Genomic DNA, 21,505 nt, shown 5'->3' on the forward strand with positions numbered 1-21,505 from the left:
AAAGCTACTGCGGCGTGAAGCTCACCGCAGCTATTTGTTACTACGGAATGTAGTAGACCCGTCGGCACAAACCTAGTCCGCGTCAGTCCGAACCGATCGTCTCCACCGCCAGCTCGACCAGGGAGGCCACGTCCTCGGCGGCCGGTGAGGACTGCAGCGTGAGCCCGTCCAGGGTGTGCACACGCGCCGCGAGCGTGACGCTCGAGACGAGCCAAACACCCTCTGCCGCAATGAGATCGGAGGGGAACAGTGGGGCGTACTCACACGAGTACCCCTTGTCCGGAGCGACCTCGAAGAGCGCCTTCTGAGTGGTGCCCGGGAGGATGCCCTGCTCCGGCGGCGGAGTGATCAAAGTCTTACCGCGGGCGATCACGACGGTCGACCGCGGACCCTCGAGAACGCGGCCCTCACTGCTGGTGAAGACGACCTCGTCGGCACCCTGCGCCTGTGCGTGCCGCAGGGCCGCCATGTTCGTCGCGTACGACAACGTCTTCGCGCCCAACAGTTGCCACGGGGCCGACGCGGACAGATCCACCGAATAGCCCCGCGGCAGGGTCAGCGCCGACACCCCGTCCTGCCGCGCCCGCAGCACCCGTTCCGCCACCGCGCCGACCGTCACGAAGGCCGTGGGCGGTCCACCCGCTTCCCGCCCCCGGCTGAGCACCAGGCGCATCCAGCCCTCGCGGTCACCGCCCCATTCCCGGGCCGCAGCCTCGACGGCCCGGGTCCACAGGCCGCGCCCCGGCCAGGGCAGGTCCAGCGCCCGCGCCGACGCCTCCAGTCGGTCGAGATGCAGGGCCGGCTTGCAGGCCCGGCCGTCCCGGACGAGCAGCGTCTCGAAGACCCCGTCGCCGCGGATCACCGCCAGGTCGTCCACGTGGAGCAAGGGCGCCGCGGCGTCCCGCACCTGCCCGTCGAGCGTCACCAGAACCTGCTCAGCCATGCGCCCACCATAGCCAGAACCGGTCACCACCAGCAGTTCCACACCCGCCCAGCCCTGCCCCATCCCCCGTCGCTTCTAGTATGGGTCCGTGTCCGACACTCCGCTCGCCGCACCCAGTCCGCTCCTCTCCTCCCCCGGTGCCGTGCCGCCGCTCGACGGATCACCCGACGCCGGTGTCGCCTGGCACTACGGCGATCCGTTCGCCGAACAGCGCGCCGCGGTTCGGGCGGCCGCCGTCGTGGACCGCTCCCACCGGTTCGTCATCGCGATCTCCGGTGAGGAACGACTCACGTGGCTGCACACCATCTCGAGCCAGCACGTGGCGTCCCTGCCGGATGGGACGAGCGCCGAGAACCTGAGCCTGGACCTCAACGGCCGCGTCGAGCACCACTTCGTGATGACCGACATCGACGGCGTCACGTGGATCGACACCGAGGCGGGCCGCGGGGCCGACCTGCTCGGCTTCCTGCAGAAGATGGTGTTCTGGTCGAAGGCCGAACCCCGGGACGGCAACGAACTGGCCGTGCTGAGCCTGCTCGGCCCCGATGTCGCGGCGTCGCCCGCGTTCACCGCGGCCCTCGGGGTGGCCGCGCTGCCCGGCGTGTACGAGGCCGTGCCGCTCGCCGGAGGCGGATTCGTCCGGCGCATGCCCTGGCCCACCGACGACGCGTTCGATCTGCTCGTCCCGCGCGCCGATCTGGCCGCATGGCGGTCCCGGCTCGTCGACGCCGGCGCCCGCCCAGCCGGGACGTGGGCGTTCGAGGCACTGCGGGTCGCCGCGCACCGGCCCAGGATCGGACTCGACACCGACGACCGCACCATCCCCCACGAGGTCGGCTGGATCGGGGGCCCCGCCGAGCACGGCGCCGTGCATCTCGAGAAGGGCTGCTACCGGGGCCAGGAGACCGTTGCGCGGGTCCACAACCTCGGCAAGCCGCCGCGCCACCTGGTGATGCTGCACCTCGACGGCTCGGCCGAAGGCCGCCCCGAGGTGGGCGAGACCCTCACCGCCGCCGGTCGCGCCGTGGGCCGGGTCGGCACCGTCGTCGACCACTTCGAGGACGGGCCGATCGCGCTCGCCCTCGTGAAGCGATCGGTGCCGGTCGACACCGCGCTCGACGCGGGCCCGTGTGCCGCCGCCATCGACGCGGACTCGGTCCCGCAGCACGACGAGGTCCAGGCCGGCCGCGCCGCCGTGGATCGGCTGCGCGGGCGCGGGTGACCGGCCGGGTAGAGGCGGTGTGCGTCGTGTTCGCCGAGCTGGACGCACCCAGCCGGCGCTCGCCGCGCACAGCCATCGACAAGCGACCGGTGATCGGCCCGGTGCGCGTCGAGACCGGCGGGCTGACCGGCGACCACGTGTGCGACACGAAGTTCCACGGAGGTCGCGACAAGGCCGTCTACGCGTACTCCGCGGAGGAAGCCGGGCGGTGGAGCGACGAACTGGGTCGGGAACTGCCGGCCGGCTGGTTCGGGGAGAACCTGCGGGTTACCGGCGTGGCGACGACCGACGCGGTGATCGGCACCCGCTGGCGTATCGGGACCACCGAGCTCGAGGTCACCGAACCCCGCGTGCCGTGCGGGACCTTCGCGCACTGGACCGGTGAGCCGCAGTGGGTCAGGCGCTTCACCGGACGCGCCGACGTCGGCGCCTATCTGCGGGTGCTCACGCCGGGCCGGCTGCAGGCCGGAGACCCGGTGCAGATCGTGTCCGTCCCGGAGCACGGGGTGACCGTCCGCGACGTGTTCACCGGCGCCGATCCGGCCCGGCTGCGCGCACTCCTGGCCGCCCCCGGCGATCTCGCGGACGGGGCGGCCACCCGCATCCGCAAGTTCTTGAACCGTCTCGAGGAACAGGTGCCGTCGTGAGCGTCGAACTGGTGGAAGTCGTCCGATCCGGGTTCCGCGAATGCGTGCACCGCGGGTCGCTCGTCGTGCTGGCCCCCGACGGCACGACGAGCGTGGAACTCGGCGAGGTGCACACCCCGATCTACCCGCGCTCGTCGAACAAGCCCATGCAAGCGGTCGCCCTGCTGCGCGCCGGCTTCGTGCCGCGTTCGACCGAGGAACTGGCGATCGCCTCGGCGTCGCACGAGGGCGAGGCCGCGCACGTCGAACTGGTGGAGCGTCTCCTCGAGCACACCGGGCTCGAGGAGAGCCGGTTGCTGTGCCCGCCGGACCTGCCGGGGAACGAGCAGGCCCGGGCCGAGGTCCTCGCGGCCGGCGCCCCGCGCCGGGCCGTCTACATGAACTGCTCCGGCAAGCACGCGGCGATGCTCGCGGCGTGCGTCGCGAACGACTGGCCGCTCGACTCCTACCTCGATCCGACGCACCCGCTGCAACAGGTCGTCATCGAAACGATCGCGGATCTCACCGGTGAACCGGAAACCGAACTCGGCATCGGTTCCTTCGACGGCTGCGGTCTGCCGATCATCCCGGTCTCCCTCACGAACCTCGCGCGCGCGTTCGGTCGTCTCGTCACCGCCGACCCCGGAACTCCCGAACGTGCGGTGGCCGACGCGATCCGCGCGCACCCGCACGTGATCTCGGGGACCGGACGCGACGACGCACGACTGATGTCCGCCGTCCCCGGACTGCTGTGCAAGGCCGGAGCGGACGGCGTCCACGCCGGCGCGCTCGAGGACGGAACCGCCTTCGCCTTCAAGATCGACGACGGGCACGAGCGGGCCCGCCTGCCGCTGACCGCCGCGCTGCTGCACCGACTCGGGGTGAACTGGTCCGAGGACCACGCCGCGCTGGCCTCGCAGCCGGTGCTGGGTGGAAGCGCCCGGGTCGGCACGATCCGCGCCGTTCCCGGCGTGTTCCAGCCTGCACAAATCGGACATAGCGGCAGCTCACAGGCCCGGTGAGACTAATCAGACACCGCTGGGGACCATACGTGGAGGCGGAAGCGAGTTTTGCACGCTAGAGTGTGGGTCAGGAAAACATCAACACTCAACGCGGGGCCGCCAAATTCCCCAGGCCGCCCCGCGAAAGCGCGAGGGGGTCAGCCATGGGCCGCGGCCGGGCTAAGGCAAAGCAGACCAAGGTTGCACGGGAGCTCAAATACAGCTCGCCGTCCACGGATTTCGACAGCTTGCAACGAGAGCTCTCGAACGGCGGAGCATCTGGCTCACCCCGCAATGGCGGAGTGATCGCGGACAAGCGCGCCGACGAGGATTCTCGCTCGCGCTGGGACGAGGACGACTACGACGACTGGCGTCGTTGACTGTCGTACTGACGTCGCCTGACACACCTCGCAATGAGGGGGAGCCGCCCGGCTCCCCCTCATTTCGTGGTATCCGGCGGTGGCCGTAGCGCTCCGGAACGACGCCGACGGCACCGGCCGTCCGGAACGACACCGAGAACACGACGTCCCCGGCTCCTCCTTCGAGGCGCCGGGGACGTACGGGGTGTAGAGATGCGTCAGAAACGCGGGTGATCGCCCAGCAGCAGCGCACGCGCGGCGTCGCCGTCCGATGCCTTCTTGACGGTGCCGAGTGTCCAGCAGTCGATGTGGCGTGCGGTGAGCACCGCCATCGCGCGGTCGACGTCCTCGGGCGCGACGATCGCGACCATGCCGACGCCCATGTTGAACGTCTGCTCCATCTCGGCGCGCTCGACACGGCCGCGCTGCGCGATCATCGTGAAGATCGGGGCCGGGCTCCAGGTGCCGCGGTCCAGCTCGGCGACGAGACCCTTCGGCATGACGCGCGCCAGGTTGTTCGCGAGACCGCCGCCGGTGACGTGGCAGAAGGTGCGCACATCCGTCTCGGCCGCGAGGGCCAGGCAGTCCTTGGCGTAGATCTTGGTGGGCTCGAGGAGCTCCTCGCCCAGGGTGCGGCCGAACTCGTCGACGTGGCCGGTCAGCGACATCCGATCGATCTCGAGCAGCACCTTGCGGGCCAGCGAGTAGCCATTGGAGTGCAGGCCCGACGCGCCCATTCCGATGACGACGTCGCCCGGACGGACCCGGTCGGGGCCGAGGACCTGATCGGCCTCGACGACGCCGACGCCGGTCGCGGAGATGTCGTAGTCACCGTCGGCCATTACGCCGGGGTGCTCCGCCGTCTCGCCACCGAGCAGCGCGCAACCGGCCTGGATGCAGCCCTCGGCGATGCCGCCGACGATCTCCGCCACCCGCTCGGGCACGACGCGCCCGACAGCGATGTAGTCCTGCAGGAACAGCGGCTCGGCACCGCACACGACGAGGTCGTCGACCACCATGGCGACGAGGTCGAGGCCGACCGTGTCGTGCTTGTCCATCGCCTGCGCGACGGCCAGCTTGGTGCCGACACCGTCGGTGGACGCTGCGAGCAGCGGCTCCTTGTAGTCGCCCTTGAGCGAGAACAGGCCGGCGAACCCGCCGAGGCCACCCATCACCTCGGGGCGGCTGGCCTTCTTCGCCAGCGGGGCGAACAGCTCGACTGCCCGGTCGCCCGCCTCGATGTCCACTCCGGCGGCGGCGTACGAAGCGCCCTGCGTGCGGGTACTGTCCTCGGTCATCGGTTTCTGGCTCCAGCCTTGATCTCGGTGAATGCCCGACTTCGGCGCCAGCCGTCGTCGGGCATACGTGTACAGGCGCAATCACCTCGATTGCGCCCTAACGTTACCGGAGTGCGATGCGCACTCCGGCAGCGTCCTGCGAACTAGGGGCGAGACAGCGCGTCCGCATTGTCGTTGTCGTGACTGAACGAGGCGCCCGCAGCCGACTCCAACATCCCCTCGAGGACGTTCTTGCCGATGCCGCCTTCCGGCAGCGCGATCGGGTAGGTGCCGTCGAAGCACGCAGCGCACAGGCGCGACCGGGGCTGCTCGGTGGCCGCGACCATGCCGTCGATCGAGATGTAGCCGAGCGAATCGGCGCCGATCGACCGGCGCACACCCTCGAGCATCTCGTCGAAGGTGGCGTTGACGCCGCTGCCCTCGGCACCGTTCGCGATGAGTTCGGCGGGCGACGCGAAGTCGATGCCGTAGAAGCACGGCCACTTGACCGGCGGCGACGCGATGCGGACGTGGATCTCGAGTGCACCGGCCTCGCGGAGCATCCGGATCAGCGCGCGCTGGGTGTTGCCGCGGACGATCGAGTCGTCGACGACGACCAGGCGCTTACCTCGGATGACTTCCTTGAGCGGGTTGAGCTTGAGCCGGATGCCGAGCTGACGGATGGTCTGCGACGGCTGGATGAAGGTGCGGCCCACGTAGGCGTTCTTCATCAGACCCTGGCCGTACGGAATGCCCGAACCCTGCGCGTAACCGACCGCGGCGGGGGTGCCGGACTCCGGCACCGGGATCACCAGGTCGCCCTCGGCGGGGTGCTCCTTGGCGAGGCGGCGACCGATCTCGACGCGCGTCGAGTGCACCGAACGGCCGGAGATCACGCTGTCGGGGCGGGCCAGGTAGACGTACTCGAACACGCAGCCCTTGGGCTCGGGGTTCGCGAAACGCGAGGACCGGACGCCGTCGGCGTCGATCGCGAGCAGCTCACCGGGCTCGATCTCGCGCACGAACGACGCGCCGACGATGTCGAGTGCGGCGGTCTCGCTCGCGACCACCCAGCCGCGGTCGAGGCGCCCGAGGCACAGCGGACGGATGCCGTGCGGATCGCGCGCCGCGTACAGCGTGTGCTCGTCCATGAACGTCAGGCAGAACGCACCGCGAAGCGTCGGCAGCAGCTTCATCGCGGCCTGCTCGATCGTGCTGTCGGCCGCGGCGTGCGCGAGCAGCGCACCCACGATGTCCGAGTCCGACGTCGCGGCACCCGGACGCTTCTCGTCGACCAGACCGGCCTCCCGCGCGCGCTGCGCGAGTTCGGCCGTGTTGACGAGGTTGCCGTTGTGGCCGAGCGCGACACCGGTGCCGGCGGCGGTGGTGCGGAAGATCGGCTGCGCGTTCTCCCACGTGGTCGAGCCGGTCGTCGAGTAACGGCAGTGGCCGACGGCGACGTGCCCCGGCATGGCGCCCAGGGTCTGCTCGTCGAACACTTGGCTGACCAGACCGAGGTCCTTGAACACCAGCACCTGCGAGCCGTCGGCGACGGCGATACCGGCGGCCTCCTGGCCGCGGTGCTGGAGGGCGTAGAGCCCGTAGTACGTCAGCTTGGCAACGTCCTCGCCCGGCGCCCAGACACCGAAGACGCCGCACTCTTCGCGAGGTTCGTTCTCGTCCTCGTCTGGTGCGGTCGTAGCGAGAAGATTCCGACTGTTGACCGACAGTTCGGCACGAGTCACGGCAAGCGCTCCCTAAGGGGATTCGGTGCGGGGGGCGTGCCCCATTCTAACTACCGCTCGGCGCGAGATCGACGATCGGTGCACAGGATCACGCCGATGAGACTCGAGTCACAGACGGAGCAGTGGCAACCAGTGCGCGATCTCCCCTGCCCGCCCGCCGGACGCACCGAGTGATCCGTTCGCGACCGCATCGTCGAATCCGAGCAGTCCGGTGGCGAGCGACAGCCAGGTCCGCGGGTCCGTCTCGACGACGTTCGGCGGTGTGCCGCGGGTGTGCCGCGGCCCCTCGACGCACTGCACCGCGACGAACGGCGGCACCCGCACCTCGACGCTCGATCCGGGTGCGATCTGTTCGAGGGTCCGGGCGCTGAGGCGGACCGCGGCGGCGAGCTCGGCGCGGGCGGGCTTGTCCGGGGACTCACCGCGCAGCCACGGGCCGACGGCGAGCAACGCGCTGCGGAGTTCGGCGGGATCGACGGCACGACGGGCTGGCATGGGCACCGAATCTACCGGCCGGAACAACCCCGCCGACACCGCGGTTGCACGAGCCATGAGCACCGACGTCGACACGCAACGCCCGCTTCTCGATCTCGTTGCGTCACAGAACAAGGCCGTCCTCGCGACCGTCAAGCACGACGGCCGTCCGCAGCTGTCCAACGTCCTGTACGCGTGGGATCCGGACACCCGCATCGCCCGGGTCTCGGTCACCGCCGATCGCGCGAAGACTCGCAACGCGGCGCGCGATCCCCGGGTGTCACTGCACGTGAGTGCACCCGACTTCTGGAGTTACGCCGTCGTCGAGGGCGATGCGGACCTGTCCACGGTGGCCGCCGATCCGCACGACGCCGCGACCGACGAACTCGTCGACGTCTACCGGACGGCCACGGGGCGCGAGCACGAGGACTGGGAGGAGTTCCGGCGCGCCATGGTCGACGAGCGCCGGCAGGTGCTGCGTGTCCGCACCGACCGCGTGTACGGCATGGCGCAGTTGCCCTGACACCCGTCACACCGGCGGCAGCGGCACCTCGCGGGCCCCGGTGGTCACCTGGATGCGGCGCAGCAGCAGCGCGCCGCCGGCATTGACTGCCAGGTGCAGCAGCGCGGGCGCGAGCAGGCTGCCGCTGCGGGCGCGCAGCCAGTCGAACACGAGGGACGCCGCCGCGGTGAACGCGACGGTGCCCGGCACCGAGTCGTCCGCGACGTGCGCAGGATGTACGTGCCACAGCCCGAACGCGACCGCGCGGATCGCGGTCGCCCCCGCCGGCGGGAACGCCCGTTCGGTGACCGCCGTGAGCAGTCCGCGGAACAGCAACTCCTCCGTCGCGACGGTGCCGAACGGGATGTGCGCCGACACCCATTCGGCGAAGTCGTCCCGCACGTCGTCGGGAACGGCGAAACGGTCGTGCAGCGACGGCACCGCCAGCGCGACCGCGTAGCCCACCACGGGGAGGGCGGCAGCCGCACTCCCCCAGCGCAATCCGGCCCGGATGTTGCCCAACCCCAGTTCGTCCCGGCGCAGACCGCAGGCGGACCCGGCCGCTGTCGCGCCCGCGGCCACCACCGTGCCCGCGATCGCCCGGTGCCGCGACGACAGCCGCAGCGCAGGCAACACACCGTTGTTCCAGGCGACGAGCGCCGTGCCGAACCCGAGCGCCGCCGCGCGTCTCACTTCTCGGGCCCGTCGTGGCCACGCAACGACTCGAGCACGCCACGCACCCGTTCGGTGTCGGCCGGCGTCCAGCCGTCCGGGGACGTGACAGCGACCCAGCCGTCGAGGATGACGGTGCCGTAGTTGTGCCCGTGCCCGTCCGGGACGCCGGCCGCGTTCGCGAGGTCCGCACTCACCTGCCAGAACGTGACGAACGGGAACCACTTCATCGACGGCAACCGGTCGAAACCGGGTGGCTCCGAAAGCCAGTCGGGTCGCGAGAAGGCCAGGTCCGGCGACCACCACACCACCGGATCCGACGGGTGCTGGATGTAGAGCACTCGCGGCTCGAGCCACGGTCCGGGGCTGCCGGGGATCGCGTCGGCGTCGTCGGCGAACCGTACGACGAGCCCGTCGGCGTACACCGGCTGCACCTCGGGTGTGCCGGGGTCGCGGCGCTCGGTGAGCGCGCTCCACAGCGGGTTCGCGTTGGGCGGGCCCACCCACAGCACACCGTCGACGGTCTCCCGGATGTCGGCGAGGCCGTCGAACGCGCCCTCGCCGGCCTGGGTGCCGAGGCTCTCGCCGTACACGTACAACTTGGGGCGGGTGGCCTCCGGTTTGGTGAGCCACCGGTCGTGCACCGCCCGGATCAGCGCGTTGCCGGCGACGGCGGCCCGGCCGCGGTCGGCGACGAACGAGATCCAGCTCGGCATGTACGAGTACTGGGCCGCGACGAGAGCGCTGTCGCCGTTCTCGACGAGTTCGATCGCCTGCGCGGCGGTGGGATTGACCCAGCCGGTTCCGGTGGTCGGGATGATGACGAGCGTCTTGCGTTCGAAGGCCTTGGTCCGCTCGAGCTCGTCCAGCACGACGTCCATGCGGGCGGCCGTGTCGTCGGCGGTCTCGAGACCCGCGTACACCCGGATCGGCTCCTTGGCGGGTGCGCCGTTGGCGGCGGTGAGTGCGTCGGCGTGGATACCGCCGGAGACGAAGTTGCGGCCCTCGAACCCGAGGGTGTCCCACGGCGCGGCCGACGCCGGACTTCCCGACTTCTCGGGCAGGATCGGCTGCACCGCGCCGGGCCGCGTCTCGTTGTTCTGCAGACTGAAGATCGAGTTGACGACGCCGTATCCGACCCGCAGCAGGATGCCGTCGACCAACATGAACACGAGCACCAGGACGACGGCGAACCCGGCCGCCGATGCGGCGGGCCGCGGGATCTTCAGCCACTTGTTGAGCTGGCGGGCGACCCAGCGGACGAGGTCGCGCAGCACGCGCCACAGTGAGATGAGTGCCGCCGCCACCAGCAGACTCAGTCCCCCGGTACGGATGTAGCCGGTGGTGGTGGTGCCCTCGGCGTTCATCAGCGCCGACAGTTCCCGTTGCCAGCCGGCCGAATAGATGAGCATCGTGATCGCGGCGAGCGCCGACACCACGGGTACCAGCACCTTGATGGCGCGCATGTACCGGTCCGGCAGCGGCCACCACGGCCGGCGCGCGAGCCCGAACTCGTACACGAGCCAGCCGATCGCGGTGCCGACCGCGTAGCCGAAGGCGGCATTGATGCCGCCGATCAGCCCCTGATAGAGCCAGTCGCGCGGCAGCAGCGACGGCGTCAACGACCAGCAGAAGAAGAGCGACGCGAAGGCGATGCCGGTGAAATCGAGCTTCAGCAGGCCCCACGCCCAGAGGACGAACGGGTGGCGCTGGTCGAACCCGGGGACGGCAGGGGTCGAGGGCTGCGGGTCCTCCCGCAGCTCAGCGACCGCCTCCCGTTCGATCCCCGAGTCCGTCACGCATCACCCGAACAGTGCCGGAAGCGTCGCCTCGTGTGCCTCGCGCAGCTCGGCCATGGTCACCGAGAACTGACCCTGGACCTCGACGGAATCGGAACCCTCGTCGACCACACCGATACGCACCCACGGGAGGTTACGGGCCGTGCACATACCGGTAAAGCGAGTTTCCTCGGTGCGCGGCACCGCGACCAGCACGCGACCGGCCGACTCGGAGAACAGCGTCACGAACGGGTCCTCGCCCTCGGGCAGCAGGATCCGGCAGCCGGTCTCGCCGGCCAGCGCGGCCTCGACGACGGCCTGTGCGAGACCACCCTCGGACAGGTCGTGTGCGGCCGAGATCAGGCCGTCCCGCGAACCCGCGAGCAGGATGTCCGCCAGCAGGCGCTCACGCTCGAGGTCGACCTTCGGCGGGACACCGCCGAGGTGACCGTGCTCGACCTGCGCCCAGATGGAGCCGTCGAACTCGTCACGGGTCTCCCCCAACAGGATCAACGTCTCACCGGGCTCGAGGCCCAGGCCGGTCGGGATACGACGGTGCACGTCGTCGATCACACCGAGGACGGCGACGACCGGCGTCGGCAGGATCGCGGTCGAACCCGTCTGGTTGTAGAAACTGACGTTGCCGCCCGTGACCGGGATACCGAGCTGCGCGCAACCGTCCGCCAGGCCGCGCACGGCCTGCTGGAACTGCCACATGACACCCGGATCCTCCGGCGAACCGAAGTTGAGGCAGTTGGAGACGGCCTTCGGGGTCGCGCCGGTGACGGCGACGTTGCGGTACGCCTCGGCCAGCGCGAGCTGCGCACCGGCGTAGGGGTCGAGCATCGTGTAGCGGCCCGACGCGTCGGTGGCGAGCGCGATGCCGCGTCCGGTCTCCTCGTCGATGCGGACGACGCCGCCGTCGGCGTTCTCCGCGAGCACGGTGTTGCCGCGCACGTAACGGTCGTACTGCTCGGTGATCCACTTGCGGCTGCACAGCGCCGGCGAGGAGATCATCTTCAGCAGCGTGGCCTTCAGCTCGTCCGCCGTCTCGGGGCGCTTCAGGTTCGCAGTGGTGTCGGCGATCAGCGCGTCCTGCGTGTCGGGGCGCGCGACCGGGCGCTCGTACACCGGGCCCTCGTGGGCGATGGTGTTGGCCGGGGCGTCGACGACGGTCTCGCCGTGCCAGTCGATGACGAGATGCTCGCCGTCGGTGACCTCACCGATCACGGTGGCCAGGACGTCCCACTTCTTGCAGACCTCCATGAACGCGTCGACGTTCTCGGGGGCGACGACCGCGCACATGCGCTCCTGCGACTCGCTGGAGAGCACCTCGGCGGGGGTCATGCCGGTGGCACGCGTCGGGACCAGGTCGAGGTCGATGTGCATGCCGCCGTCGCCGGCCGCCGCCAGCTCGGACGTCGCGCAGGACAGGCCGGCGCCACCGAGATCCTGGATGCCGACGACCAGCTTCTCGCGGTACAGGTCGAGGCAGCACTCGATGAGCACCTTCTCGGTGAACGGGTCGCCGACCTGGACGGCGGGCAGCTTCTTGGGGCGGCCGCCGGCGCTGTCGTCGAACGTCTCGGACGCGAGGACGGAGACGCCGCCGATGCCGTCGAGGCCGGTGCGTGCACCGAACAGGATGATCTTGTTACCGGCGCCGGACGCGAATGCCAGGTGCAGGTCCTCGACGCGCATCGCGCCCGCGCACAGCGCGTTCACGAGCGGGTTGCCCTGGTACGAGGAGTCGAACACGGTCTCGCCGCCGACGTTGGGCAGGCCGAGGGAGTTGCCGTAGCCGCCGATGCCGCGCACGACGCCGTCGACGACGCGGCGGGTGTCGGCGTGGTCCGCGGCACCGAAGCGCAGCTGGTCCATGACCGCGATCGGACGCGCGCCCATCGCCATGATGTCGCGGACGATGCCTCCGACGCCGGTCGCCGCGCCCTGGTAGGGCTCGATGTACGACGGGTGGTTGTGCGACTCGACCTTGAACGTGACCGCCCAGCCGTCCCCGATGTCGACGACGCCGGCGTTCTCGCCGATCCCCGCGAGCATCGAGGCGCGCATCTCGTCGGTCGTGGTCTCACCGAAGTACTTGAGATGGACCTTCGAGGACTTGTACGAGCAGTGCTCGCTCCACATCACCGAGTACATCGCGAGCTCGGCGTCGGTGGGACGGCGGCCGAGAATCTCCTTGATGCGGGCGTACTCGTCGTCCTTGAGGCCCAGCTCCTTGAACGGCTGAGCGACGTCGGGAGTCGCGGAAGCGTTGGTGACGGTATCTACCTGCGGAGACACGGGGCGTGTGGTCCCTTCCCTCTGGGATCGAATGGGCAGGCCGGGCGGCGGGCTGCCAGGGCAAAGTCTAGCCGGGGGCGCCGACGCGCTGCGCACCCACCGCGCACCGTCGCGCACGCCGCCCCGACCGGACCGGCAGAGCTACCGCACCGGCGTCAGGAAAGCCGCGAGGGCATCGGCGTACATCCCGACGTCGCGGGCACCCATCAACTCCCGGGCAGAGTGCATCGCAAGCTGCGGCGCCCCGACGTCCACGGTCGACAGACCGGTCCGCGACGCGGTGATGGGACCGATGGTGGACCCGCACGGCAGGTCCGCACGATGCACGTACCGCTGCAGCGGCACCCCGGCACGATCGCAGGCCAGCGCGAATTCGGCTGCGCCGGCCGCATCCGACGCGTAACGCAGGTTCTGGTTGACCTTGAGCACCGGTCCGCCGTTGATCGCGATCCGGTGTGCGGGCTCGTGCCGATCCGGGTAGTTGGGGTGCGTCGCGTGCGCCATGTCGCCCGACGCACACACCGACCCGGACATCGCGCGCAGGAAGTCCTCGCGTCCGCCGCCGCGCAGCAGCACGATGCGCTCGAGCACCGAGTTCAGCAGGTCCGAGAACGCACCCCGGTCGGACATGCTGCCGACCTCCTCGTGGTCGAAGAGCGCGAGGACCGGCGTGGAGTCGCCGGGCTCGGCGACGGCGGCGAGCAATGCCTGCGTCCCGGCGTAGCAGGTGCCCTGATTGTCGAGGCGCGGCGCACTCACCAGCGACGCGTCCTCGCCCACCACCGTCGACGGCGCCAGGTCGTGGGTCATCAGCTCCCAGCCGAGGACCGCGTCGGCGGCCACCCCGGCTTCGTCGGCGAGGAACCCGATGAACGAGCGCGGCTCGCTGCCGGTGCCCCACACCGCGTTGAGGTGACGCTGCGGATCCAGCTGTACACCCTTGCGTTCCTCGGACAGGTGAATCGCCAGCTGCGGCACCCGCAGGATGGGCCGGTCCACACGGACCAGCACCTCCTGCACGGCGTCACCGGCGCGGACACTGAGTCGCCCCGAAATGCCGAGGTCGCGGTCGAGCCACGAGTTGAGCCACGCACCGCCGTACGGCTCGAGGCCGACCAGCTGCCAGCCCGCCGAGACGAGGTCGGGGTGCTGCTTGACCCGCAGGTTCGGGCTGTCGGTGTGCCCGCCGACGATGCGGAACGGCGACGCCGGGCCGGCCGACGCGCCCTCGGTGCTCCACGCGATGAGGGAACCGCCGCGGACCAGGTAGTACCGGCCGGCCGCGGACGGCCACGCGTCCGTCTCCTGCAACTCGGTGAAGCCGTTCGCGGACAGCTCCGACGCCACCGTTGCACACACGTGGAACGGCGACGGCGAAGCGTCGACGAACGAACACAATCCCTGGGCGTCTGCCTGTGTCATCGATGGCATACCGACCATCATGGCAGTACCGCGTTCCGGACTCAGTGAGCTCCCGAGACGACTCAGTGGGCTCCCGAGACGCAGAACTGGTTGCCCTGGGGGTCGGCGAACGTGACCCAGCGGAAGCCGTCCATGTTCTCGCGGTGCACCTCGGTGGCGCCGGCCGCGAGGACCCGCTCGACCTCGGCGTCGAGATCGCCCGAACCGAGGTCCATGTGCTGGCGGTTCTTGCCGGGGGTGGGGTCGTCCACCTTCTGGAAGCCCAGTTTCTGGTTCCAGCCGGGGATTCCGACCATGTAGAACCAGCCGTCGTTCTCCTGCTCGATCGTGCCGCCGGTCAGGTCCGCCCACCACTTCGCGAGCGGTCCGGGATCGGTGGAGTCGATCGTGATCATGCCGAGTGTGAGTGCCATGACCGGACGCTAGCGCGTGGGTCCGACAAGCGTCAGAGTTCCGGCAGCGCGCACACCGTGTCGAGGCCGAGGACGTGGTTGAGGCGCCCGGACGCGATCCACGACCCGATGCACATGCTCAGCTCGACGATCTCGCGCTGGCTGTAGTGCTCGGTCATCCGCGCCCAGAACTCGTCGTCGAGGTTGTGGTGATCGAGCGCGTACCGCTGCGCGTACTCGGCGGCCAGGCGGGTCCGATCGTCGAACGCATCTGTGGTGCGCCAGTTCTCGACGGCCTCGAAGAATCCGTCCTCGACCTTCTCGCCGTCGCGGTCCGTGCGCCAGTCCATGCACACGATGCAGCCGTTGATCTGGGCGATACGCAGCCGCGCGGCCTCGAATTCGCGCAGTCCCAGTGTGGATTTCGCGTAGACCGCCAGCGACAGTTTGGACGCGGGGATGCCGATCTCGGGCACCAGTTCGCCCCACACGTAGCCGACGGGGTCCTTGCCCTCGGGAATGTCGATTCTCATTGCTCGATCCTTCCGGTTGCCCCCAGTGTGCCCGCCGCGGCGGGTCCTGTCGCCGAAAATCCCAGTGCGGGCGTGGGCCGTAGCGGCACGTCGAGGGCGTCGTACAGTCCCGGTTCGGCTTCGACGAGCCAGTCGATCGCGCCCACGAGGCGTCCGACGGCCGTCGCGTTGCCGCCCGCGGCCCGGCTACCGCCCTCGTCGGTGGCCTCCACGGAGACCTCGATCCGCGGCCGGCCCTCGACGATCACCCGGTGCGCTCCGGCGCCACCGTCGGGCGGCATCGGCCAGTCCGTCGCGCACGAGGGGTGGATCCTGGTGACGTGTTCGACGACGATCCGCGGCACTCCTCCGACGACGCCCTGCACCTCGAAGCGCAGCGCGCCCTGGGTGCCGGCCGCGAAATCACCCATCGTCGCGGTGGTGACGTCGGACTCGAGGGGCCGCCGCTGCACGGTCTCGCGGATCTCGTCGAGATCGACACCGAGCGCCCGCGCCATCAGCCGGATCTGCCCACCCCACACCATGGTCGGCACCGACGGCGCGATCATCGGCGGTTCGTAGTCCATCGGCTGGCCCATCCCGACGAGATAGCGCACCGAGTCGGGCTGGTCGTAGGTGGAGTAGTCGAAGATCTCCTGGCAGCGGAGCACGTCCACGACGGACCCCAGACCGCTGAGCAACAGCGGCAGGACGTCGTTGCCCCAGCCCGGATCGACCCCGGAGACGAACAGCGACCCGCCCGCCGCGCCGATCGCGTCGAGCACCGGTTGCCGCACCTCCGGCGGCGCGCTGCGGTGGTCGTACAGCGCGTACACCGACGGCGTCACCACCACCGCGCCCGTGCGCAGGATGCGGACGATGTCGGCGAGCGCGTCGTCGGGGCGGATGTCGCCGGACGCCGCGTACACGACCGCGTCGGGCCGGGACGCGAGGACCGCCTCGACGTCGTCGGTGGCCGACACGCCCGTGTCGACGCCGACGTCCCCGAGGTCGCCGGCGTCGCGGCCCACCTTGGCGGGGTCGTGCACGACGACCGCGGACAACTGCAGGCGGGGATTGGCGTGCACGGCGCGGATCGCCGCGCGTCCGACGTTGCCGGTGCCCCAGACGGCGGTGGTGATCATGCGCGGCACGCTAGCGAAGGTCGGGACTCCGTGTGGCCGGTTCGGGCATACGTCAGGCGCTGGCCAGTTCGCGATCGGCGGCCGCGGTGGGCACGACGGTCGGCCGGGCCGGCGCCTCGTCCGCCGGCGACTGCGGGTCGTGGTCGTCCACCATGGTCGATTCGTCGAACGGGATCTCACCGTCGAGGACGGCCCGGACCCGCTCGGTGTCGACGGACTTGGTCCAGGTGCCGACGAGCAGGGTGGCGACGGCGTTGCCCGAGAAGTTGGTGACGGCACGGGCTTCCGACATGAACCGGTCGATACCGACGATGAGTCCGACGCCGTCGAGCAGTTCGGGTCGATGGCTCTGCAGACCGCCCGCGAGGGTGGCCAGTCCGGCGCCGCTGACGCCTGCCGCACCCTTCGACGCGATGATCATGAACACCAGCAGCGACAGCTGTTCGGGCAGGGCCAGCGGTTGTCCCATGGCGTCGGCGATGAAGATCGACGCCATCGTCAGGTAGATCGCGGTGCCGTCGAGGTTGAACGAGTACCCGGTGGGCACCACGACGCCCACGGTGGTGCGCTCGACGCCGACGTGCTCCATCTTCGCGATGAGCCGGGGCAACGCGGACTCCGACGACGAGGTCGCGAAGATCAGCAGGTACTCGCGGGCGAGGTAGCGCACCAACTTGAAGATCGAGATCCCGGCGAAAGCCCGCAGGATGCTGCCCAGGACGCCGAACACGAAGATCAGGCACGTCAGGTAGAAGCCGAGCATGAGCGCACCGAGCTGGACGACGGCGCCGAGTCCGGTCTGCCCGACGACGTTGGCGATCGCGCCGAAGGCACCGATCGGCGCCAGCCACAGGATCATCGACAGCACCTTGAAGACGAGCTTCTGCACGTAGCCGATGCCGCGGAGCACGGGCTCGCCCTGCTTGCCCATCGCCTGCAGTCCGAAGCCGACGAGCAGCGCGACGAACAGGGTCTGCAGCACGCTGCCCGCGGTGAGCGACGACAGCAGCGACGTCGGGATGATCGACGCGACGAAGTCCATCGTGCCGCCCGCCGCGTGTGCCTTCTCGGCGAGCGCGGCCCCGGTGCTCGCGGTGTCCGGCGTGATGTCGAGCCCGCTGCCCGGGTTGAGCAGGTTGCCGACGACCAGGCCGATGCCGAGCGCGACGGTGGACATACCGATGAAGTACGCGAGGGCGAGGCCACCGACCTTGCCGACGCTCGCGGCCGCGCGCACCGAGCCGATGCCGAGCACGATGGTGCAGAAGATCACCGGGCTGATCATCATCTTGATCAGGTCCACGAACATCGTGCCGAGCACGCCGAGCGACTTGCCCGCGTCCGGCGCGAGCCAGCCGACGAGTACACCGGCGACGACGGCGACCACGACGCCGACGTAGAGCCAGTGCGTACGGTCACGCGTCTTCTTGCTCTCGACGGGTTGCGCCGGCCCCGGCGTCCCTGCTGCACTCGTGCTCATGCGGTGTCCTCTTGGTCGGATGGATTGCGCGACGAGTCGACTCGGTTGATCTTCGAGTGATCGGGGTCACGCCGACTCGCTTGTGAATGCTGGTACCCGACGAGGCCGCGGAGAAGTTTGTGTTCATTAGTTTCACGAGAGGATTCACGTGCCCCTCGGCACCTCCCGCCGACCGATGAGCGTCGCGCGTCAGCTACTCCTCCTGCAGCTGGTGGTGTTGGCGCTGGTCATCGCGGCCGGATCGGCGTTCGCGATCATCGACGAACGGCGGGACTCCGACGATGCCACCCGCCGCGAGGTGACACACGTCGCAGAGACCCTCGCACTGTCCGACGCGACGATCGCCGCGCTGCGTGGCCCCGACCCGACCTCAGCGCTCCAGCCCGAGGTCGAACGCATCCGGGAGGCGACCGGGACGGACTTCATCGTCGTCATGGCACCCGACCGCACGCGTTTCACGCACCCGGACCCGACGCTGATCGGGCAGCGTTTCGAGGGCCACATCGAGCAGGCCCTGGCCGGCGAGACGTTCACCGAGACGTACGCCGGTTCGCTCGGGCCGTCGATCCGCGCGGTCGCTCCGGTGGAGTCGGACGGGCAAGTGGTGGGTCTGGTGTCGGTGGGTGTCACGCGTGAGCGCGTCGGTGAGCAGTTCGCACAGGGGGTGCCCTCGATGTTGGGGATCGCCGCGATCGCGGTGGTGATCGCGGCCGTCGGCGCCGCTCTGGTGAGCCGTCGCCTGCGCCGGCAGACCCTCGGACTCGACCCCGACCAGTTGCGCCGACTGTACGAGCACCACGACGCGGTGCTCCGGTCGATCGGCGAGGGCCTGATCGTGTTCGGTCGCGATCGCGACGGGCGGGTCCGCGTGGACGTCGTGAACGACGAGGCGCGACGCCTGCTGTGGCTGCCCGACGGTCCGATCACGCCGGACCAGCTGCCCGAGACGCTGCGGCGCATCGGCCCCGACGCCGACGGCGAACAGGACGAGGTGCACGTGACCGCCGACCGGCTGCTGGTGGTGGGCCGGGCTCCCGTCCTGTGGGAGGGTCGACGGATCGGGACCGTGGTGACACTGCGCGACCACACCGAGTTGCAAAGTGTCCTGGGCGAACTCGATTCCGCGCGCAGCGTCGCGGAGTCGCTGCGCGCACAGGCGCACGAGTACGCGAACCGCCTGCACACGATCGTCACGATGGTCGAGCTGGGCCGCACCGACGAGGCCGTCGCGTTCACGACCGCCGAACTCACCACCTCACAGCACCTCATCGACCGGCTCACCGCGGCCGTACACGAACCCGCGCTGGCCGCGCTGCTGCTCGGCAAGGTGACCGAGGCGGCGCAGCAGGGTGTCGAACTGACCGTCACCGAGGACACCGCGCTGGGACCGGCGACGGCGCTCGGACCACTCGAACTCGTCACGGTGGTCGGCAATCTGGTGGACAACGCGATCGACGCCGCTCGATCGGAGGGCGAGGTCCGCCCGTGGGTGGAAGTGACGGTGACGGAAGAGGATTCGATGCTGGTGATCCGGGTGGCCGACAGCGGCCCGGGTATGGATCCCGACGCACTCGCCCAGGCGACGACACGGGGGTACTCCACCAAACCGGTGGACGGACGACCGGCCCGACAGCGCGGTCTGGGGCTGGCGCTGGTCGCGCAGATCGTCACGCGACACGGTGGCCGTCTGCACACCGAGCCATCACTCGCGGGCATGCTGGTGGTCGAGGTCCCACTGCCGCGCCGGGCGCGACGTCACGATTCCGGGGAGGTCGAGGATCGATGATCCGGGTGCTCATCGTCGAGGACGAGGTGCTGATCGCCGAGGCGCACCGTTCGTATGTCGAACGGGCCGAGGGCTTCTCGGTGCACGCGGTGGCACACACCGCGAAGGACGCGATGCGGGCCGTGGCCGACGCCGCGGCCGCCGGGGAGCCGGTGGACCTCGTCCTGCTCGACATCGGTCTGCCCGACGCGAGCGGTCTCGATCTGGCGGTCACGCTCGGCGGTGTGCGCCCCAGCCCCGGCATCATCGCCGTCACCTCCGCCCGCGATCTCGACGTCGTGCGGACCGCGGTGGCGCGCGGGGTGGTGCTGTACCTGCTCAAGCCGTTCACGTTCGCGGCGCTCCGCGAGAAGCTCGAGCACTACCGGCAGTTCCGCGCCGCCCTCCCCGAGGGTGGGACGGCGGTGAGTCAGCGCGACATCGATCGCGCCATGGCCGTCCTGCGCACCACCGATGCGCGCGCCGGCGCCCCGAAGGGTGTCGCCCCGCACACCGCGGACCTGATCAGTGCGTGCGTCCGCGACGCCGGTCGGGCGTTGACGGCGGCGGAGGTCGCCGCCGTCGTCGGGGTCTCCCGGGTCACGGCATGGCGCTATCTCGAGCGCTTCGCCGACGACGGCGTGCTCACACGAGAGACCGAGTACGGTCGCGCCGGGCGTCCCCAGGTGCGGTACACCTGGGCGGCGTCTTCCGGTCCGATCCGGTAGGGCGAGCCCCGGAAGAGCCCGGGACGGGCCCCGGAAACGACACGGTCGCCGCAGCCGCTCGGTATCGAGTGGGCTGTCGGCGACCGCAGGTAGGGCTCGGGGCCGGACGTCGTGCCGGTCAGGCCGTCAGGACGCTCTCCAGGACGGAGTAGAACATGCCGAGTCCGTCGTCGCTCGGGCCGGTGAGAGCCTCGGTGGCGTGCTCGGGGTGCGGCATGAGGCCGACGACGCGGCCGTTGGCCGACGCGATGCCGGCGATGCCGCGCTGCGAGCCGTTGGGGTTGTCACCGGCGTAGCGGAACACCACGCGGCCCTCACCCTCGAGCTCGTCGAGCACCTGCTCGGACGCCTGGTAGCGGCCCTCGCCGGACTTGAGCGGGACCAGGATCTCGGCGCCGGCCTCGTAGCGCGACGACCATGCCGTCGAGTTGGACTCGACCTTCAGCCACTGGTCGCGGCACACGAAGTGCAGGCCGGCGTTGCGGGTCAGGGCGCCCGGCAGCAGCCCGGCCTCGCACAGGACCTGGAAGCCGTTGCAGATGCCGAGGACCGGCATGCCACCCGCGGCGGCCTTCACCACCTCGCCCATGACCGGCGCGAAGCGGGCGATGGCCCCGCATCGCAGGTAGTCGCCGTAGGAGAAGCCACCGGGCACGATGACCGCGTCCACACCCTTCAGGTCGGCGTCGCCGTGCCACAGGCTGACGGCCTCGCCGCCGGCGAGACGAACCGCGCGGGACGCGTCGACGTCGTCGAGCGTGCCCGGGAACGTGATGACTCCGATGCGTGCACTCACTGGACTCGGGTGACCTTCCAGTCCTCGATCACCGTGTTCGCCAGCAGCGACTCGGCGATGGTGGCGAGCTCGTCGTCGCTGACGGTGTCGTCGACCTCGAGTTCGAATCGCTTACCCTGGCGAACATCCGACACGCCGGCATGACCGAGTCGGGACAGCGCCCCGACAATGGCCTGCCCCTGCGGGTCGAGAATTTCGGCCTTGGGCATGACATCGACAACGACACGGGCCACGTGCTGCTCCTCGCTATGGCTGGTTTCCGCCCGGGATCGCACCGGGCATCCAGGAGTTTACCGGGCAGCCCGGCCCGCTCCCGCACCGAGTGACGTCGGACGCCACCCCCACCGTCGGGTGTGATCCCG

At 70.3% G+C, this 21,505-nt stretch carries 21 protein-coding genes; 7 read left to right on the forward strand and 14 right to left on the reverse strand.

The window, feature by feature from the left end; genetic code table 11:
* Positions 1-82: 82 nt before the first annotated feature.
* Entirely contained in the window at positions 83-943 is an 861-nt protein-coding gene (locus A6I89_RS08290; RefSeq protein WP_037085658.1) for an aminodeoxychorismate lyase, read from the reverse strand.
* Between the two features lie 88 nt (positions 944-1,031).
* On the opposite strand from A6I89_RS08290, the gene ygfZ reads away from it, so the two are divergent.
* From ygfZ to A6I89_RS08310, 4 genes are all read left to right on the forward strand, one after another.
* Complete coding sequence (gene ygfZ, locus A6I89_RS08295; protein ID WP_022594226.1) at positions 1,032-2,165, forward strand: CAF17-like 4Fe-4S cluster assembly/insertion protein YgfZ; 1,134 nt, start codon at positions 1,032-1,034, stop codon at positions 2,163-2,165.
* Positions 2,162-2,812, forward strand: a complete 651-nt coding sequence (locus tag A6I89_RS08300; protein ID WP_022594225.1) for an MOSC domain-containing protein — start codon at positions 2,162-2,164, stop codon at positions 2,810-2,812. Before ygfZ ends, A6I89_RS08300 begins: the two co-directional genes overlap by 4 nt.
* Positions 2,809-3,813 (forward strand): asparaginase, encoded by a 1,005-nt coding sequence (locus A6I89_RS08305; RefSeq protein WP_022594224.1) that lies wholly within the window; start codon positions 2,809-2,811, stop codon positions 3,811-3,813. Before A6I89_RS08300 ends, A6I89_RS08305 begins: the two co-directional genes overlap by 4 nt.
* A gap of 143 nt (positions 3,814-3,956) precedes the next feature.
* Positions 3,957-4,172, forward strand: a complete 216-nt coding sequence (locus tag A6I89_RS08310; RefSeq protein WP_080559279.1) for a DUF3073 domain-containing protein — start codon at positions 3,957-3,959, stop codon at positions 4,170-4,172.
* Positions 4,173-4,369: 197 nt separating this feature from the next.
* Here the strand turns inward: A6I89_RS08310 and purM are convergent, their stop codons facing one another.
* The 3 genes from purM to A6I89_RS08325 form a co-directional block, all read right to left on the reverse strand.
* The gene (purM, locus tag A6I89_RS08315) at positions 4,370-5,449 is read right to left on the reverse strand and encodes a phosphoribosylformylglycinamidine cyclo-ligase (protein WP_022594223.1); all 1,080 of its coding nucleotides are present in this window, start codon (positions 5,447-5,449) and stop codon (positions 4,370-4,372) included.
* Between the two features lie 143 nt (positions 5,450-5,592).
* On the reverse strand, positions 5,593-7,173 hold the full coding sequence (gene purF, locus A6I89_RS08320; protein ID WP_005515395.1) for an amidophosphoribosyltransferase: 1,581 nt from the start codon (positions 7,171-7,173) through the stop codon (positions 5,593-5,595).
* 108 nt (positions 7,174-7,281) lie between these two features.
* Positions 7,282-7,668 carry a sterol carrier family protein gene (locus tag A6I89_RS08325; RefSeq protein ID WP_022594222.1) on the reverse strand — a complete coding sequence of 129 codons (387 nt, stop codon included), beginning with the start codon at positions 7,666-7,668 and terminating at the stop codon, positions 7,282-7,284.
* 55 nt (positions 7,669-7,723) lie between these two features.
* On the opposite strand from A6I89_RS08325, the gene A6I89_RS08330 reads away from it, so the two are divergent.
* Positions 7,724-8,170 carry a PPOX class F420-dependent oxidoreductase gene (locus tag A6I89_RS08330; protein WP_044990554.1) on the forward strand — a complete coding sequence of 149 codons (447 nt, stop codon included), beginning with the start codon at positions 7,724-7,726 and terminating at the stop codon, positions 8,168-8,170.
* Between the two features lie 6 nt (positions 8,171-8,176).
* Here A6I89_RS08330 and A6I89_RS08335 read toward each other — a convergent pair whose 3' ends face one another.
* The 8 genes from A6I89_RS08335 to A6I89_RS08370 form a co-directional block, all read right to left on the reverse strand.
* A complete protein-coding gene (locus A6I89_RS08335; RefSeq protein ID WP_005515399.1) occupies positions 8,177-8,842 on the reverse strand; it encodes a CPBP family intramembrane glutamic endopeptidase in 666 nt (221 codons plus the stop codon).
* On the reverse strand, positions 8,839-10,620 hold the full coding sequence (locus A6I89_RS08340) for an alpha/beta hydrolase (RefSeq protein ID WP_005515400.1): 1,782 nt from the start codon (positions 10,618-10,620) through the stop codon (positions 8,839-8,841). The genes A6I89_RS08335 and A6I89_RS08340 overlap by 4 nt, the downstream gene beginning before the upstream one ends.
* Positions 10,621-10,623: 3 nt before the next feature.
* Positions 10,624-12,903: a phosphoribosylformylglycinamidine synthase subunit PurL gene (purL, locus tag A6I89_RS08345; RefSeq protein ID WP_005515401.1), complete on the reverse strand. Its 2,280-nt coding sequence runs from the start codon at positions 12,901-12,903 to the stop codon at positions 10,624-10,626.
* 141 nt (positions 12,904-13,044) lie between these two features.
* A complete protein-coding gene (locus A6I89_RS08350; protein ID WP_164490697.1) occupies positions 13,045-14,334 on the reverse strand; it encodes a M18 family aminopeptidase in 1,290 nt (429 codons plus the stop codon).
* Positions 14,335-14,387: 53 nt separating this feature from the next.
* Positions 14,388-14,738 carry a VOC family protein gene (locus A6I89_RS08355; protein WP_005515403.1) on the reverse strand — a complete coding sequence of 117 codons (351 nt, stop codon included), beginning with the start codon at positions 14,736-14,738 and terminating at the stop codon, positions 14,388-14,390.
* Between the two features lie 32 nt (positions 14,739-14,770).
* Entirely contained in the window at positions 14,771-15,250 is a 480-nt protein-coding gene (locus A6I89_RS08360; RefSeq protein ID WP_005515404.1) for a carboxymuconolactone decarboxylase family protein, read from the reverse strand.
* Complete coding sequence (locus A6I89_RS08365) at positions 15,247-16,374, reverse strand: NAD(P)H-dependent amine dehydrogenase family protein (protein ID WP_044990507.1); 1,128 nt, start codon at positions 16,372-16,374, stop codon at positions 15,247-15,249. The genes A6I89_RS08360 and A6I89_RS08365 overlap by 4 nt, the downstream gene beginning before the upstream one ends.
* Positions 16,375-16,426: 52 nt before the next feature.
* A complete protein-coding gene (locus A6I89_RS08370) occupies positions 16,427-17,854 on the reverse strand; it encodes a cation:dicarboxylate symporter family transporter (protein ID WP_022594216.1) in 1,428 nt (475 codons plus the stop codon).
* A gap of 175 nt (positions 17,855-18,029) precedes the next feature.
* Between A6I89_RS08370 and A6I89_RS08375 the strand changes: the two genes are divergently transcribed.
* Positions 18,030-19,640, forward strand: coding sequence for a sensor histidine kinase (locus A6I89_RS08375; RefSeq protein WP_060934520.1), 1,611 nt, complete (start codon positions 18,030-18,032; stop codon positions 19,638-19,640).
* Entirely contained in the window at positions 19,637-20,347 is a 711-nt protein-coding gene (locus A6I89_RS08380; RefSeq protein WP_005515408.1) for a response regulator, read from the forward strand. Before A6I89_RS08375 ends, A6I89_RS08380 begins: the two co-directional genes overlap by 4 nt.
* Positions 20,348-20,465: 118 nt before the next feature.
* On the opposite strand, the gene purQ is transcribed toward A6I89_RS08380, so the two are convergent.
* Complete coding sequence (gene purQ / locus A6I89_RS08385; protein ID WP_005515409.1) at positions 20,466-21,143, reverse strand: phosphoribosylformylglycinamidine synthase subunit PurQ; 678 nt, start codon at positions 21,141-21,143, stop codon at positions 20,466-20,468.
* Complete coding sequence (gene purS, locus A6I89_RS08390) at positions 21,140-21,376, reverse strand: phosphoribosylformylglycinamidine synthase subunit PurS (protein ID WP_013414946.1); 237 nt, start codon at positions 21,374-21,376, stop codon at positions 21,140-21,142. Before purS ends, purQ begins: the two co-directional genes overlap by 4 nt.
* Positions 21,377-21,505: the final 129 nt, after the last annotated feature.

Source organism: Prescottella equi (assembly GCF_002094305.1).
Taxonomy (GTDB): Bacteria; Actinomycetota; Actinomycetes; order Mycobacteriales; family Mycobacteriaceae; genus Prescottella; species Prescottella equi.